The 15,597-nt window shown below is 61.0% G+C and carries 12 protein-coding genes; 4 read left to right on the plus strand and 8 right to left on the minus strand.

The features are described 5' to 3' along the window. Positions 1–4: 4 nt before the first annotated feature. Positions 5–1,492, minus strand: coding sequence for an FAD-dependent monooxygenase (locus FW756_RS02440; RefSeq protein WP_446428592.1), 1,488 nt, complete (start codon positions 1,490–1,492; stop codon positions 5–7). A gap of 52 nt (positions 1,493–1,544) precedes the next feature. On the opposite strand from FW756_RS02440, the gene FW756_RS02445 reads away from it, so the two are divergent. The 3 genes from FW756_RS02445 to FW756_RS02455 all read left to right on the plus strand — a co-directional run bounded on the left by FW756_RS02445 (position 1,545) and on the right by FW756_RS02455 (position 6,273). Next, positions 1,545–2,102 (plus strand): CGNR zinc finger domain-containing protein, encoded by a 558-nt coding sequence (locus FW756_RS02445; RefSeq protein ID WP_446428593.1) that lies wholly within the window; start codon positions 1,545–1,547, stop codon positions 2,100–2,102. 278 nt (positions 2,103–2,380) lie between these two features. Next, complete coding sequence (acs, locus tag FW756_RS02450; RefSeq protein ID WP_446428594.1) at positions 2,381–4,357, plus strand: acetate--CoA ligase; 1,977 nt, start codon at positions 2,381–2,383, stop codon at positions 4,355–4,357. Between the two features lie 104 nt (positions 4,358–4,461). Beyond that, complete coding sequence (locus tag FW756_RS02455) at positions 4,462–6,273, plus strand: glycerophosphoryl diester phosphodiesterase membrane domain-containing protein (RefSeq protein WP_446428595.1); 1,812 nt, start codon at positions 4,462–4,464, stop codon at positions 6,271–6,273. A gap of 117 nt (positions 6,274–6,390) precedes the next feature. Here FW756_RS02455 and FW756_RS02460 read toward each other — a convergent pair whose 3' ends face one another. Both FW756_RS02460 and FW756_RS02465 read right to left on the minus strand, forming a co-directional pair. Further along, positions 6,391–6,867 carry a RidA family protein gene (locus FW756_RS02460; RefSeq protein WP_446428596.1) on the minus strand — a complete coding sequence of 159 codons (477 nt, stop codon included), beginning with the start codon at positions 6,865–6,867 and terminating at the stop codon, positions 6,391–6,393. Continuing rightward, positions 6,864–7,040: a DUF4177 domain-containing protein gene (locus tag FW756_RS02465; protein WP_353055485.1), complete on the minus strand. Its 177-nt coding sequence runs from the start codon at positions 7,038–7,040 to the stop codon at positions 6,864–6,866. The genes FW756_RS02460 and FW756_RS02465 overlap by 4 nt, the downstream gene beginning before the upstream one ends. A gap of 88 nt (positions 7,041–7,128) precedes the next feature. On the opposite strand from FW756_RS02465, the gene FW756_RS02470 reads away from it, so the two are divergent. Next, positions 7,129–8,061 (plus strand): metallophosphoesterase, encoded by a 933-nt coding sequence (locus FW756_RS02470; protein ID WP_446428597.1) that lies wholly within the window; start codon positions 7,129–7,131, stop codon positions 8,059–8,061. A gap of 72 nt (positions 8,062–8,133) precedes the next feature. Here FW756_RS02470 and FW756_RS02475 read toward each other — a convergent pair whose 3' ends face one another. The 5 genes from FW756_RS02475 to FW756_RS02495 all read right to left on the minus strand — a co-directional run bounded on the left by FW756_RS02475 (position 8,134) and on the right by FW756_RS02495 (position 15,577). Beyond that, positions 8,134–9,192, minus strand: coding sequence for an aspartate-semialdehyde dehydrogenase (locus FW756_RS02475; RefSeq protein ID WP_446428598.1), 1,059 nt, complete (start codon positions 9,190–9,192; stop codon positions 8,134–8,136). 11 nt (positions 9,193–9,203) lie between these two features. Next, positions 9,204–10,475, minus strand: coding sequence for an aspartate kinase (locus FW756_RS02480; RefSeq protein ID WP_446428599.1), 1,272 nt, complete (start codon positions 10,473–10,475; stop codon positions 9,204–9,206). An 89-nt stretch (positions 10,476–10,564) separates the two neighbouring features. Continuing rightward, entirely contained in the window at positions 10,565–11,167 is a 603-nt protein-coding gene (recR, locus tag FW756_RS02485; protein WP_446428600.1) for a recombination mediator RecR, read from the minus strand. Between the two features lie 3 nt (positions 11,168–11,170). Next, positions 11,171–14,362: a DNA polymerase III subunit gamma and tau gene (locus tag FW756_RS02490; protein WP_446428733.1), complete on the minus strand. Its 3,192-nt coding sequence runs from the start codon at positions 14,360–14,362 to the stop codon at positions 11,171–11,173. Between the two features lie 87 nt (positions 14,363–14,449). Beyond that, positions 14,450–15,577, minus strand: coding sequence for a hypothetical protein (locus FW756_RS02495; RefSeq protein WP_446428601.1), 1,128 nt, complete (start codon positions 15,575–15,577; stop codon positions 14,450–14,452). Positions 15,578–15,597: the final 20 nt, after the last annotated feature.

Below are 15,597 nucleotides of genomic sequence, written 5' to 3' on the forward strand. Positions count from 1 at the left end.
CCGTTCAGCGCCCCCGTGTGTGCGCAAGCTCAGACACGAGCGCGTCCACGTTTCCAGCACTGAGCCTTGCTGCGATGTGCCCGTCACCTCGGACCAGCAGTGCCTCGCCGGCTGCAAGTCCAATGCTTGGGCACCGACCCCCGCGCTCACGCTCACCAGCGGCAGATGAGCGAAGCGGCACATACGACACCCCGTATGCACGTGCAGCAGCTGCCCACGCAGCATCTGGCAGCTCCGTCACTATTGCGAGCCGACCAGGCAACAGGTCAAGTGTGGACAACGCACCTATTCCTTCTGCCTCGCCAACCACTACGTGGGGCAGTCGACGCCCAGCATCGAGGGATGCAGCGTACGGTTCAGCGGTGACTGGCGGCTCTGCACCGTAATGGGTGCCCAACAAGAGCTCGTCGTCGATCGCATATCCACCAGAGACATTGCCAAGTGAAATATCAATCACCGCGCGCGCAACCGCACGACGCTCATGTGAGTACTGTGCAAACACACGTTCGGATGCCCGCCCACCCAACACTTCAGCGAGCCGCCAAGCCAATGCGTCAGCATCTCCAATTCCCACGTTCATCCCGTGCCCGCCTGTGGGCGGAGTCTGATGTGCCGCATCGCCTGCGAGTATCATCCGCCCCCGAACAAACGTGTCTGCCAGGAGCGCTGACATGCGCCAGACCATCGTGTCGCGGATCTTCACCTCAAGTTCTGGCAGGCCTGCCCCAACACGCACCAGCTCAGTGAGCTGCCCTGCATCGCCCTGGAGCTCTGCAACGTTCATCCCGTCCGGGACCGGGTACTGGTAGATCCACTCGTCCTGGTTATCAACCGCGAGAAAGCCGCCCTTCCCGCCCCCAAGGAAGTAGGAAACCGCAGCGCGGTCACGCACTACGTCTGTCAGTGGTGCGCTCAACCGGATAGAGAGGAATCGCGCAAGATCCGTCTGCCCAGTGAGACCAACGCCAGCTGCCTCGCGCACGATACTCCTTGCGCCGTCACAACCAATCACATACGCCGCTTCAACCTCAGCTTGCTTCCCAGCCTGCGTGTACCCAACACGCACCCGGTCCCCAAGGTCTGCCACCTCGGTGACTCGACTCTCAAATTGGACCGTCGCGCCAGCTGTCTTGGCATGCGCAAGGAGCACCGGCTCCAGGAGATCCTGCGAACACAACACGCCAGGTGCCGGGGTATGCCCCCGCTCCTGGGTAGCTGGCGGATCAGACAGCACAAACTCTTCTGACGCGAGCGTATCTGCCCGGAAGAACCGGATGTGTGCATTAGGCAGCGAGACCTCTCGCACTGCTTGTTCCACTCCAAGCGCGCGGAATACCTCCATTGATCGCGCTGAGATACCTCGCGCTTTCGGGTGTTTCGACAGACCTGGATGCGCCTCGAGAACCAGCACCTCGATGTCTCGCTGCGACAGGAGTCCAGCAAGTGTGAGTCCGATGGGCCCAGCACCAACAATCACAACAGTCGGTTTCATACACCACCTCCTTTGTAACGCCAAAACTGATTAATACCGTTACACTAGCAGTATGAACACGGTTTCCACCACGCATAGCCGACCATTTGGCCTCCGATTCGCCACGGCGGCAATCAACACCGTGCAGACAGCGCAGCAGTGGCGGGCACTCACAATCGAACACGGAGACGCGAATTTTGCAGACTTACCGTTCGACCCTGACGCCTTCGCGTGCGCCATCACCGAACTGCGCGACCTGTTCGCTGAGCAGGACCTTGCACGAGCGGCAGATCAACTCAACACCCTCCTCCGCACGTCAAACACGTCACTCGAGCTCCATCAGCTCCCCGACAGTCGCTGGGCGCTCCGTCCCCCCATTGACACACACAGCGCAGCAACGACGCTGCGCAACCTCACCGTGCATGCGCTCGCTGAATGGGCTGCCGAATGCGGTCGCTGCGCCTGGGGAATCTGCACCGCCGACGGATGTAGCAATACCTTCGTTGACGAGGGCCGACGCGAACCACAACGCTTTTGCTCGGCAAATTGCGCGACTCGCACGCGCGTCGCGGCTCACCGACTACGAAAGCGCGACAAGGAAACCGGCGGCCTCGTCGTGCCATCTCAGTAGGCCAGAACGACGGTATTGAGAGAACGACATCGCTTGCGCTGAGCCGCCGATTCGCTATCACGACCACACTTTTCCGGAAAAACGTGGAAGTCCCACAAACACTCCCGGAAGTTTTGTTCTGTTTAAGAGTTCAGAACAGATGCATATATTCTCCACAGAACAACAACTTTCGGAGGTAGTCACTCTTCGTCATCGCGGTAGCCTGAGGTCAGCCTCAACGGGTAAGACAACGCAACGACGCGATGTTCTACCTAAAATTCAGCGACGAAGGGCGACTCATGAGTAGCGACTACGGCACCATCGAAAGCCTGCCCCTGGCAGAGACCATCGAGACCTACCCCCCGAGCAGCGAATTTGCGGCTCAGGCAAATCAGCAAGACCCCAGCATCTATGTCACGGCGGCAGAAGAACCCGAAGCATACTGGGCGAAGCAGGCCGACAATTTGGTGTGGCGGAAGCCATTTACCGAGATTCTCGACTGGTCAAACCCACCTTTCGCGAAGTGGTTCCAGGACGGCGAACTCAACGTCGCAGAAAACTGCCTCGACCGTCACGTCGCTGCAGGTCTTGGTGACCGCGTCGCGATCCATTTTGAGGGTGAGCCAGGCGATACGCGCACCATCACCTACGCTGAACTCACCGCTGAGGTGAAGCGTGCCGCGAACATGCTCACCGCGCTTGGCGTTGTGCAGGGCGACCGCGTTGCGATCTACATGCCGATGATCCCCGAAACGGTCATCGCCATGCTCGCCTGTGCACGCCTCGGTGCTGCGCACTCGGTCGTCTTCGGCGGCTTCAGCGCAGACAGCCTGCGTTCACGCATCGATGACGCACGTGCTGAACTCGTCATCACCGCTGACGGTGGTTACCGCAAGGGCAAGGCATCTGCGCTCAAGCCGACAGTCGACGCTGCCCTCGCCATTGAGAGCGACGTGAACACCGTCGAACGCGTGCTCGTCGTCAAGCGCACCGAGAACGACATCGATATGGTCGAGGGTCGCGACCTCTGGTGGCACGACGAAATCACCAACTACTCTGAAGAGCACGAGCCCCAGGGATTCCCAGCAGAGAACCCGCTCTTCATTCTTTACACATCGGGCACAACCGGTCGCCCCAAGGGCATCCTGCACACCTCGGGCGGTTACCTCACCCAGGTCACTACGACCCACAAGAACATCTTCGACCTGAAACCAGAGACCGATGTCTACTGGTGCACCGCTGACGTTGGCTGGATTACCGGTCACAGCTACGTGGTCTACGGCCCCCTCGCAAACGGCGCCACCCAGGTCATCTATGAGGGCACCCCAGACACTCCCGATTGGGGTCGCTGGTGGAGCGTCGTGCAGAAGTACGGCGTCACGATTCTCTACACCGCCCCCACGGCGATCCGCTCATGCATGAAGGTGGGCCGTCAGGTCCCAGAACAGTACGACCTTTCGTCGCTGCGCGTACTCGGATCGGTTGGCGAACCGATCAACCCAGAGGCATGGCGCTGGTACCACGACATCATCGGTGGCGGAAAAGCCCCCATCGTCGATACCTGGTGGCAGACAGAAACTGGCGCGATCATGATCTCGCCGCTTCCCGGCCTGACTTCGCTCAAGCCAGGCTCGGCTCAGGTGCCGCAGCCCGGCATCGACGTCAACATCGTTGACGAGCAGGGCAAGCGCGTTGATCGCGACCAGGGTGGACTGCTCACGATCCGCCGCCCGTGGCCGTCGATGGTGCGCACGATCTGGGGCGACGACGAACGCTTCAAAGAAACGTACTGGGACCAGTTTGGTGATCAGTACTTCGCAGGCGACGGCGCTCGCGTCGACGAAGACGGTGACATCTGGCTCATGGGTCGCGTCGACGACGTCATGAATGTGTCAGGCCACCGTCTCTCGACAACAGAGATTGAATCAGCCCTCGTCGGTCACCACTCGGTGGCTGAGGCTGCCGTTGTCGGCGCCGATGACGAGACGACTGGCCAGGCTGTTGTGGCGTTCGTGATCTTGAAGTCGCAGCAGCACGACCTCTCCATCGAAGAGGCCGAGCTCGAACTGCGCAAGCACGTCGCAACGCAGATCGGTGCGATCGCCCGACCACGCCGCGTCTTCATTGTGAGCGAGCTGCCAAAGACCCGCTCCGGCAAGATCATGCGTCGTCTCCTCAAGCAGGTTGCAGAGGGTAAGACCGTGGGTGACACCACGACCCTTGCAGATACTGTGGCAATCACCCAGATCCAGCAGCAGGTGGGCACAGGCATCTAGCGCCTCACACGATCCTGCCTGATGACAGCGGAGGGTTCGAGCGCAATTCGCGCTCGAACCCTCCGCTGCTTGGTTTGAAGCGAGCCTCGCGTACTATCAAGAGAATGCACATCATCAACCCATTTCCGACGCTCCGTGCGAGCCTCACGACGGTGCGCACACGCTGGAGCTCACTCGCGTGGGTACTCCTCGGAATCCACATGGTGATGCTGCTTCTCGCCGCTCCCCTCATTGGCTGGCTGTTTCGTGAAGCATTGCGCGCCAACGGTATGCTCGCCCTCGATATCGGCACATTCGCGGTCACTGACGGGATCGGCATCACCATCGCACTCATCGTTGTGCTCATGGTGGTTGCGTTCTGGCTGATGTCTGTGCAGCTCATGCTGCTCATCATCATGCTTGCGCGTATTCGCTCGGGCGAATTACTCGAAATGCGGCCCGTGCTGCGTCAGCTTGGCACCGCAGCACGAAAGCTCCTCAGGCCTTCCTCAGCTGCACTGTTCTTCTACGTACTGCTTGTTGTGCCGCTCAGCGGTTTCGGGTTCATCTCCACCTTGTCGCAGGGCATCTCGATCCCGCACTTCGTCTCTGGCGAACTTCTCAAGAGCCCCACCGGCTCGACCATTTGGTACGCATTCATCTTCGTGTTGGCGTTCTTGAACGTACGCTTCGCCTTGAGCATGCCAATCTTCGTGCTGAGTGATGCAACCGGCGGCCGCGCAATGCGTCAGAGCTGGCGACGTACCTCGGGCTGGGCAGGCGTGCGTCTGGTACTTGCGATTGCTGTCGTCATGGTGTGCTCTGTCATCGTCATGGCGGTATCAGTTGCTGTGGTGATTCTCCCCACATTGTTGAACGATACGATCTGGCCCACGGCCTCACCAGTCGTCGCTGCGTTCTGCCTCGGGCTCGCAGAGGTCCTCGGCATGCTCGTGATATTTGCCACAACGGCCATGATCGGCGCGGTCCTCGTGCATATGAGCGGATCAGGCGATCAGGTTCTCGAACCGATCGCACCTGGTTCACCTGGGCCATCTGCCCAGACATCTCGACGATCGAAACGCACGTTCGCACTGGTCTGCGTCACGATGGCTCTCGGCCTTGGCGCCGCAAGTATCACGACGATGCAGCAGCTCGCAGAGGCGCCAGAGACACTCGTCCTCGGCCACCGCGGGTTTAGCGACAAAGCCGCAGAAAACACCATCGAGGGCCTCGAGGCCGCTCACGCCGCCGGGGTCGATCTCGTGGAGATCGATGTCATGCAGTCGAAAGACGGACAGTTCATTGTCATGCATGACACGTCTCTCGCCAGGCTCACTGGTGAAAACCTCATGGTGAAAGACCTCACGTCTGATGAGCTCACCACAATGACCGTGACCGACCAATACGGGCATACGGGCAAGATCCCGTCGCTCGCCGACTATGTCACGCGTGCGAGCGAGCTCGAGCAACCCTTACTGATCGAGATCAAGCTCAGCGGGGCAGAGACAGATGACCACGTCGACCGCCTCGTCGCTGAACTCGAAGACCTTGACGCCCTCGAGCAGAACATCTTCCACACACTCGATTACCCCAGTGCTGAACGTCTCAAGCAGCTTCGACCTGATCTGACTGTCGGCTACATTCTCGCGTTCGCCGGTGTGAGCCTGCCAGAAACAAGCGCAGATTTCGTCGTCGTTGAAGAGTTCACGGCGAGTGAAAAGATGCAGCGCGAAGCCTGGTCACAGGGGCTCGGCTTCTACAGCTGGACGGTGAACGACGAAGAGGGCATCCGAGAGTTCCTTCGCCGCGGTGCCGACGGCATCATCACTGACCACCCAGACGTCGCACTCGCAGCTCGTGCAGAAATGCAAAACGAGAAGGGTCTAGCAGGAGTACTCATCGACGCCATCACCCGCTTCGCAATCATCTGGTAGCCGAGGGTCCATCAAGCTGCTGACGGCTGACGCGACAACCTCGCCCAGGCAAACGCTCCACAAACGAGCAGGGGCCGTGGTTCATATCGAACCACGGCCCCTGCCAACACTGCGAGATTAGTCAGTCACGCGGAAGATGAACTCAACCTCAACAGGAGCGTCAAGCGGCAGCACCGAAACGCCAACAGCCGAACGAGCGTGAATGCCGCTGTCACCAAAGACACGACCAAGGAACACCGAAGCACCATTCGCAACACCGGGCTGGCCAGTGAACTCTGGGTCTGATGCAACGAATGCGGTGACCTTCACAACCTGAGCAACCTTGTCGAGCGAGCCGACGAGGCCGCGCACAGCTGCGAGCGCGTTGAGAGCGCACAGCTGCGCCATCTCTTCAGCCTTCTCAGCCGATACCTGGCCTTCACCGTTACCGACCTTGCCGGTGACGGGGAGCTTGCCAGCAACAAAGGGAAGCTGACCCGAGGTGTACACGTAGTCACCCTCGCGGAGTGCAGGAACATATGCTGCGACAGCTGCAGCTACCTCGGGAACCTCGAAACCAAGTTCGCGGATGCGGTCTTCAATGACAGAGCTCATGCGTTCTGTACCTTTCGCTTCATGTACGCGACGTTGCCGCCGGCGGGGCCATCGATGATCTGAACGAGCTCCCACCCTTGGGCACCCCAATTATTGAGAATTTGGGCCTCATTGTGCAGCAACAGCGGCGTTACAAAGTATTCCCATCGCACGGGCGTTGACGTCTCGGTCACGGTGCTCCTTCTCATCATCATGCTGAACACGTAAGTGTACGGGTTCATGCTTCACTGGCGGTCAGTGAAGTCGCCTAAAGTTGATTCTATGACTTCTACGCGCAAGGTGGTGGGCGCGCTCGCCCTCGGAGTTGGTCTCTACGCAACTGTCGTGGAGCGTCAGCTCTTCACGATCCGCCGTGAAACGCTGCCCGTGCTGCCAGCGGGCGCCACTCCATTGCGGGTTTTACACCTCTCAGATCTGCACCTCGCACCGTGGCAGACACGCAAGATGAACTGGGTTCGGTCGCTCGCCGAGCTTCGCCCAGACCTCGTTGTGCTGACGGGTGACATGATGGGGCACGAGCAGGCGCGCGGATCACTGATCTCGACCCTGCGGGCGTTCGCTGGCGTGCCGACGGTGTTCGTGCACGGGTCAAATGACTACTTCAAGCCGGTCATGAAGAACCCCTTCAAGTACCTGCTCTCTCCGAGTCAGCACAGCAAGCGGCCCTACGATCTCGATACCGACGCGCTCACTCGCGGGTTCGAGGAGCTCGGCTTCACCGACCTCAACAACGCAGCGGCGCGCATGACGCTCCGTGGAACGACGCTCGACTTGCTCGGCCTGAACGACCCGCACATTGAGCTGAATGATGCTGCCGCGATGCGGGAGTCATTGGCGGATCTGACGCAGTCAGACGGTGCCGATGCGTCTCAGTCATCTCCCGTGCGTATTGGTGTCGTGCACGCGCCGTATCAGCGCGCGCTCGGCGATCTGTTGGATGACGGGGTCGATGCAATCTTCGCAGGTCACACGCACGGCGGCCAGGTTCGCGTTCCTGGGCTCGGCGCCCTCGTGTCTAACTGTGACCTCCCAGTGACGCAGGCCCGTGGGCTCAGCGTGTGGTACGACGCCCACCGCGCAGCGTTCCTCAACGTGAGTGCTGGCCTCGGCAACTCCATCTACGCGCCTGTGCGCTTCGCATGCCGCCCTGAGGCATCACTCATCACGCTTGAAGCGAGCGACTCCGACCAGTAGTCGTTTGCAACGCAGAAGGCGCGGCATCCCTGTCGGGAGCCGCGCCTTCTGCGTTGCTATGAACGTGACGAGTTACGCTGCGAGCTTCTTCGCTGCGACGAGCTCTGCGATCTGCACAGCGTTGAGCGCTGCGCCCTTGCGGAGGTTGTCGTTCGAGATGAAGAGCACGAGACCCTTGCCAGCTGGTGCCGACTGATCCTGGCGGATACGACCGACGTATGAAGGATCGTTACCTGCCGCTTCGAGCGGGGTCGGAACATCGCTGAGCTCAACACCGGGAGCCGATGCGAGCACCGCACGTGCCTCGTCCGGGGTGATGTTGTTTGCGAACTCTGCGTGGATCGACAGCGAGTGACCGGTGAAGACAGGAACACGCACACAGGTGCCAGCAACCAGGAGCTCTGGGAGCTCAAGAATCTTGCGGCTCTCGTTGCGGAGCTTCTTCTCTTCGTCCGTCTCGCCTTCGCCGTCGTCAACGATCGAGCCTGCGAGCGGCAGCACATCGAAGGCGATGGTCTTCGTGTAGACGTTCGGAGCTGGGAAGTCGATCGCCGAGCCGTCGTGGACGAGCTTTGCAAGATTGCCGGTCTCGACCGCAGCGGTGATCTGGCCTTCGAGCTCAGCCGCACCCGCAAGACCGGATCCCGAGACCGCCTGGAAGGTCGTCACTATGAGACGCTCGAGGCCAGCGGCCGTGTCGAGTGCCTTCATGACGGGCATTGCCGCCATCGTGGTGCAGTTTGGGTTTGCGATGATGCCGCGCACCGCTTCGTCGATCGCGTGTGGGTTGACCTCACTGACCACGAGGGGAACCTCGGGGTCGAGGCGCCATGCGCTCGAGTTATCGATGACGGTCGCGCCGGCTGCTGCGAATTCAGGGGCGTACTTCTTCGAAGCCGCGCCACCTGCCGAGAACAGCACGATGTCAAGGCCGCTCTTGTCTGCGGTATCGATGTCCTCAACAACGATGTCTTCGCCACGGAAGGTGAGGGTCTTGCCAGCCGAACGCGCGCTTGCGAAGAAGCGGATCTTGCCGACCGGGAACTCGCGCTGCTCAAGGAGCGTACGAATGACAGCGCCAACCTGACCGGTTGCGCCAGCGACACCTACGGAAACAGTGTTTTCAGCCACGTTGTGCTCCTTTATCGGCCGGTACCGGCGTATACGGTTGCTTCGTCTTCTGCATCAAGGCCGAATGCCGTGTGCAGTACGCGGACTGCCTCTTCCATGCGGTCTGCGCGGGTAACGACCGAGATGCGGATCTCAGAGGTCGAGATCATCTCAATGTTGATGCCTGCGTCGTACAGAGCGCGGAAGAGCTGCGCCGAAACACCGGTGCTCGTGCGCATGCCTGCACCGACGACAGCGATCTTTGCGATCTGGTCGTCCATCTTCAGGCGACCAAAGCCGAGAGCTTCGCGCTCAGCCTCGAGTGCCGCGAGCACGCGCTCACCGTCAGTAACGGGGACAGTGAAGGAGATATCGGTGCGACCCTCTTCTGAGATGTTCTGCACGATGATGTCGATGTTCGCGTCGGTCTTTGCGACGACCTCGAAGATCTGCGCGGCTTTCCCAGGGACGTCGGGAACGCCGCCAACGGTAATCTTCGCCTCGCTCTTCTCAGCTGCGATACCTGTGATGACTGACTCTTCCACCTGGACTCCCTTCGGGTGACCCTTTGCGGGGTCGTAAACAATGGTGCCCTCTTCGCCGGTGAACGACGAACGGACGTGCAGGACTACGCCGTGCCTGCGTGCGTATTCGACAGCGCGCAGGTGCAGCACCTTTGCGCCCGATGCGGCGAGCTCAAGCATCTCTTCCGCAGTAATCGAGTCGATCTTGCGCGCGAGGGGAACCATGCGCGGATCGGTCGTGAAGACACCGTCGACGTCGGTGTAGATCTCGCAGACGTCAGCGTTCAGCGCTGCTGCGAGTGCCACTGCCGTCGTGTCGGATCCGCCGCGACCGAGCGTAGTGATGTCACGCGAGTCACGGCTGAAGCCCTGGAAACCAGCGACGATGGCGACAGCACCCTTGTCGAGCGCTTCGCGCACGCGACCCGGAGTGACATCGACGATCTTGGCAGAACCGTGATCGGGTGTCGTGATCATGCCAGCCTGGCTGCCGGTGAACGAGAAGGCGTCGACGTCCATGCCCTTAATGGTCATGGCGAGCAACGCCATCGAAATTCGCTCGCCTGCAGTGAGCAACATGTCCAGCTCGCGTGGAGCTGGGGATGCGGTGCACTCAGATGCGAGGTCGAGCAGCTCGTCGGTCGAATCTCCCATTGCGCTCACAACAACAACAACTTCGTTGCCGGCTTCGTGAGTTTCTACAATGCGCCGCGCAACTCGCTGAATGCTCTCTGCGTCGGCAACCGATGAACCCCCGAACTTCTGCACGATCAAAGCCACGTGGGGTCCTCTCCTTAGGGTCTATACCGCCTCACAGTCTACAACGAGCGGCATACTTCTCTCGTCTGCGACGTGTAAGAATGGCGTAATTATGCGTTGCCGAGTACGCGACGGCCTTCAAATGCGCGGCCGAGCGTGACTTCGTCAGCGAATTCCAGATCCCCACCTACCGGCAAGCCGGAGGCAAGGCGCGACACAGGAACCTCCATGCTGGAGAGCAGGCGGGACAAATATGCTGCAGTCGCTTCGCCCTCAAGGTTGGGGTCAGTCGCGAGGATGACTTCCTGGATTTGGTTCTCACCGAGGCGACGCATCAGACCAGAAATATTGAGATCATCTGGGCCGATGCCATCGATCGGGCTGATCGCTCCGCCGAGCACGTGGTAGAGACCGCGGAACTGGCGGGTGCGTTCGATCGCCACGACGTCCTTGGGTTCTTCAACGACGCAGATGAGCGTTTGGTCGCGCTTCGGGTCGCTACAGATTGAGCAACGCTCGTTCTCTGTAATGTTGCCGCAGAGATCACAGAAGCGCACTCGCTCGCGCACCGTGCTGAGGAGTTCTGCGAGACGCGTTACGTCAAAACTCTGGGTCTGCAGGATGTGGAATGCGATCCGCTGTGCTGATTTGGGCCCGATGCCGGGAAGGCGTCCGAACTCATCAATGAGATCCTGCACGATTGCGTCGTACATGCGTTACCTTTCGGCTCGGTTTGGAAGCTCGCGCTCCTCAAGGAAAACGGCGCCAAGCACTTCGCGCACGACGGCCTCACCGTAGCGCGTGAATGAGGGTGCTGGCTTGCTGCGCTGCTCCGTCGCGGGAGTCTCATCTGCCGCGCTTTCTGCGCTTGCAGCGACTGGCGCTTCGACGGGCGCAGTAGGAGTCTGCATTTCCCGGGCAGGACCATCAACGCCGACAGATTCAGCAGTTGACACGTCAGGCGAGGAGACCTCCTGCTGCTGGGGGGTCGAAGGTGCCTGCGAGTGCGCCGCAAAAGCTGCGAGACGGGCCGCGATTGCGGTGTCTGCAGCCTTCGATGCCGCAGTTACTTCTTCTCGCTGGCGATCTGCTTCGGGTTCTTGCTGGGGCGCCTGTGACGACATGCCCGCATAGGGATCAGAGTACGCATCTTCGTCTTCATCAGGGAAGTACGGCTCGTAGTCGTCGGCAGGGTCGCGCATGACTACGGGAGCGGGATCATCAACCGGTGCCGGAACCTCAACAGGAGCTGGCACCTCAACAGGAGCTGGCACCTCAACGGTTGCAGGAGCCGCAACTTCAGTCGGGGGCGACACCGTTGCCGGTTCAGGATCAGCACCCTCAACCGAAGCATCGGTTGAAGAGGTCTCAGGAGCGTTCTCGACTGCAGGAGCCGGATCGTCAGTAGGCTCGGCAACGGCGACCGTCTCAACAACAGCGACCGTCTCAACAACAGCGACCGACTCAGCAACAGCTACCGCTGCTGCCTCGGCGTACTCCGCAGGCTGAGGCGGTGACGCTGGGCTGTCAACGGTTTCTGCAGTCGTGGGCTCAGCGGGTGCCGCTGGTGCCGTCGGGTTCAAGGGCGCAATCGATCCTGGCTTGGGTGCAGGGGGCTGCGGATCCGCCCATGCGGGTGCAGCAAGTGCAGGTCCAAGCGCATTGAGGCGCGCGGAGATTCGGTCTGCAGTCGGATCAGTGGCTGAAGCAGGGCCAGCTCGGTGAGGCTCCTCGGGAGCCGAACCTGCGGGCTCTGCGGGCGCGGCAGGGGCTGCCGCCTCACGCACCGAAGCCTGCGGTGACACCTGGGTCGGCTTGTACTTCACACGAATGCCAACCGCTTCGAAGATAGCTTCGCGAAGCGGGCCAGCACCCTCAGATTTGAACGCTGCAAGATCTGACCGAGAGGCAACACCGAGTTCGAGGACGTCACCAGTTAGAGACAGGGGCTGCACCGGGCGAACGGCGTTCCAAGCCGCACGGTTCTGTTCGAGGATCTCGTCGAGCAGATCGCTCCAGACTTCCTGCAGATCTGAAATGTCTGGCTCACCGGTCTCTTCGAATTGTTCGCCGTCACCGGTAGCGAGAGGGACGGGTTGTGCGGCAGCAGCCTGGCCCTCAGCAGAGGACTGCATCGGCTGAGTCAGCTGGACTTCTGGTGCCGCGGGCACGACCGGTGTAGCGGCCTGTTGCTGTGCTGCAGGCTTCGGCTGTTGCGCAGCGACCGGCTCAGTTCCGATGCTTTCGATCTGGGCTGCGCTGAGCACGTCAGAGATCGGGCGACCAAACTTCGCAGCGCCCTCGTTCGGGTGCGGCTGTGAGCGTTGGTCGGCAGGAGCTTGGGCCGCCGCCTGGCGCTGCGCACTCGCAGGCTGCTGCTGCGAGTGCGCAGTTGCCTGGGCAGGCTGAACCGGCTGCACCGGAGTCTGCTGCTGCACCGGTTCTGGTCGCTGCACTGGCGCCTGCTGCGGCTGGGCATGCGGAGCAGCAGCTGGCGGCGTTGATGGCGCCACGGGCGCCTGTGGGGCCTTGTCACTCTCGCGCAGGAACTCGCGAATCGATGCCGCCGTCTGAGCGGCGTTCGGCACTGCGGCTGGCTGCTCAACTGCCTGAGGCTGAGGCTGAGGCTGAGCTTGAGTCGGCACAGCCTGTTGCTGTGCCTGGGCTGCCATTGACGGAGCAGGGCTTGTCTGAGCTTGCGGAGCAGGCCGCCGCTGCGAGGGGACGACAGCAGCCGCAGGCGCCTGAGTCACCGGTGCCGCTGACCCGGAGTCGGCTGCGCCCGCATCAGGCGCACCCATACCAACGAGCGCTCGCGCAATCATGAGTTCGAGCTGCAGCTTCGGTGTCGTGACACCGCTCATCTGGTCAAGGGCTGCCGCAACGGTGTCTGCAAGCGCCGACAGTTCAGCCGCACCAAACACGCGTGCTTGCTCGAACATTCGCGCAAGCTGGTCCTGTGGAACCCCACGGAACACCGCGGTCGCCCCGTCAATATTCGTTGCATTCACCACGATGAGATCTCGCAAGCGTTCAAGCAAGTCTTCGACAAAGCGGCGCGGATCTTGACCGGTCTGCACCACTCGATCAACCGCATAAAACGCTGCACGGGCATCGCGTTGACCGAGCGCGGTGACGACGTCGTCAAGCACCTCAGTGCTGGTGAAGCCGAGCAAGCCAGCTGCCCGTTCTGCGAGCACGAGGTTGCCTTCTGAACCGGCAATGAGCTGGTCGAGAATCGACAGCGTATCGCGCACAGAACCGCCGCCAGAGCGAACGACGAGGGGCAGCACGCCAGGCTCAACCTGCACGCCCTCGCTATCGCACAGTTGCTGCACGTAGTCGACGAGCGTTCCCGGAGCGATCAGACGGAACGGGTAGTGATGCGTGCGGGAGCGGATCGTCCCGATGACCTTCTCAGGCTCAGTCGTCGCGAAGATGAACTTCACATGGGGCGGCGGCTCTTCAACAATCTTCAGCAGCGCGTTGAAACCGCCTGCGGTGACCATGTGGGCCTCATCAATGATGAAAATCTTGTAGCGATCGCGCGCGGGTGCAAACACTGCACGCTCGCGCAGGTCGCGGGCGTCGTCAACGCCACCGTGGCTCGCAGCATCGATCTCAACGACATCGAGAGAACCACCGCCACCGCGGCTCAGCTCGACACAGCTCGGGCAGGTGCCACACGGGGTGTCCGTCGGGCCCTGCGCACAGTTCAGACAGCGCGCGAGAATACGCGCTGACGTTGTCTTGCCGCAGCCTCGTGGGCCGCTAAAGAGATACGCATGCCCGATGCGCCCAGTGCGCAGCGCAGTCATGAGCGGATCAGTCACCTGGGACTGACCAATCATCTCGGCGAAATTCTCGGGCCGGTACCGACGATAAAGAGCTGCAACCACGAAGTCCATGCTACCTGTGGCCACTGACATTGAGACGAGTGCAGAGTGATTCGTGTGCCACTATCTGCGGCTCAGGGGTCACGACTGGTGTCGCTATCAGCGTTCGATGATCCACGAGATGATGTTCGGCAACGCAATTGCCACTGCCCCAGCCAGCAAGATGAGGAGTGTTCGCACGACCCCGGAGTTTCGGGCAAGTCGTTGACCGCCGCGTGCGACCTCTGTGCGCGGGTATGCGGCGCGCGGATCAGAGTACGTCTTGGCCTGATGCTCGAGTTCTGCACCGAAGAGTTCGGCGAACCTGAGCAAAGCGGTGATCTCGTCGCGGTCATGCCGTTTGCGGGTCTTTCCAGATGCGACGATCATTCGGTCTTCAACGATCTCCATGTCCCAGCCGCTCCCAAAGTCGATGAGACAAGCCATCACATCAGGGGTGAAGAGTTCCAGCGCGTCGCGTTCGTACCCTGTCGGCACATAGACCGTGAAGAACCTGTCGAAGTCGCCTTCCAGACTCATCGGTACCACGGCTGGCGAGAACTGGCGGAGCTTTCCATTGCGACGCGAGTCCACCACGATATGCGGGAGGTCTCGTGGGAGCCGCAGCGTCAAGTACCTGAACGTGTGACGTGGCCCCTGAGGGTCACCCTTCTGTCCGCTAAAGCTCGCGATCGCAACCTGAAGATCTGGGTCGTACGCGGATCCGCCTCGCCACATCACAAATGACGAGCGGAAGAGTGAGGGGTCCTCGTATGGGTCCTGCTGTCGCATCTGTATCGCGCGTCTCCGGTGAGACATCTGCAAGGCCGCGGGCGACTCGGCGAACATCACCCCAGCTCGTGGTGGTGTAAAACCGAACCGCGAGACGGTCAAGCCGCGCGGTTCCGCAAACCGACGAATGGTGATCTCGCGCCGTGTATCACCTGGCATCGACACACAGATCGTGCCGAAGACCACCAATGCAATTGCGCACCACGGCAAGGCAACGCAGAGGAGCGGAAACACTAACCCGTCCCAGCCGGGAATCCCCCGCATGAAGACCGGATCTTGGTAGACGAACACGGTCAGACAAACGGCGGCGAGCGCAGCAAGCAGCAGGAGCACCCCTCGCCGCGCGGTGCGAAAGGCGCGCGGATCCGCTTCGCGCACTTCCTGCCACTTCACCCGATCTGGCCAGGTGGCACGTACGTCTGCGAGGGATGCATCGCGTGGGAACTCAGTGTGCATCGTGGCCTCGAGCGTCGAGA

The sequence above is a fragment of the Leucobacter sp. 1207-22 genome (assembly GCF_052850455.1).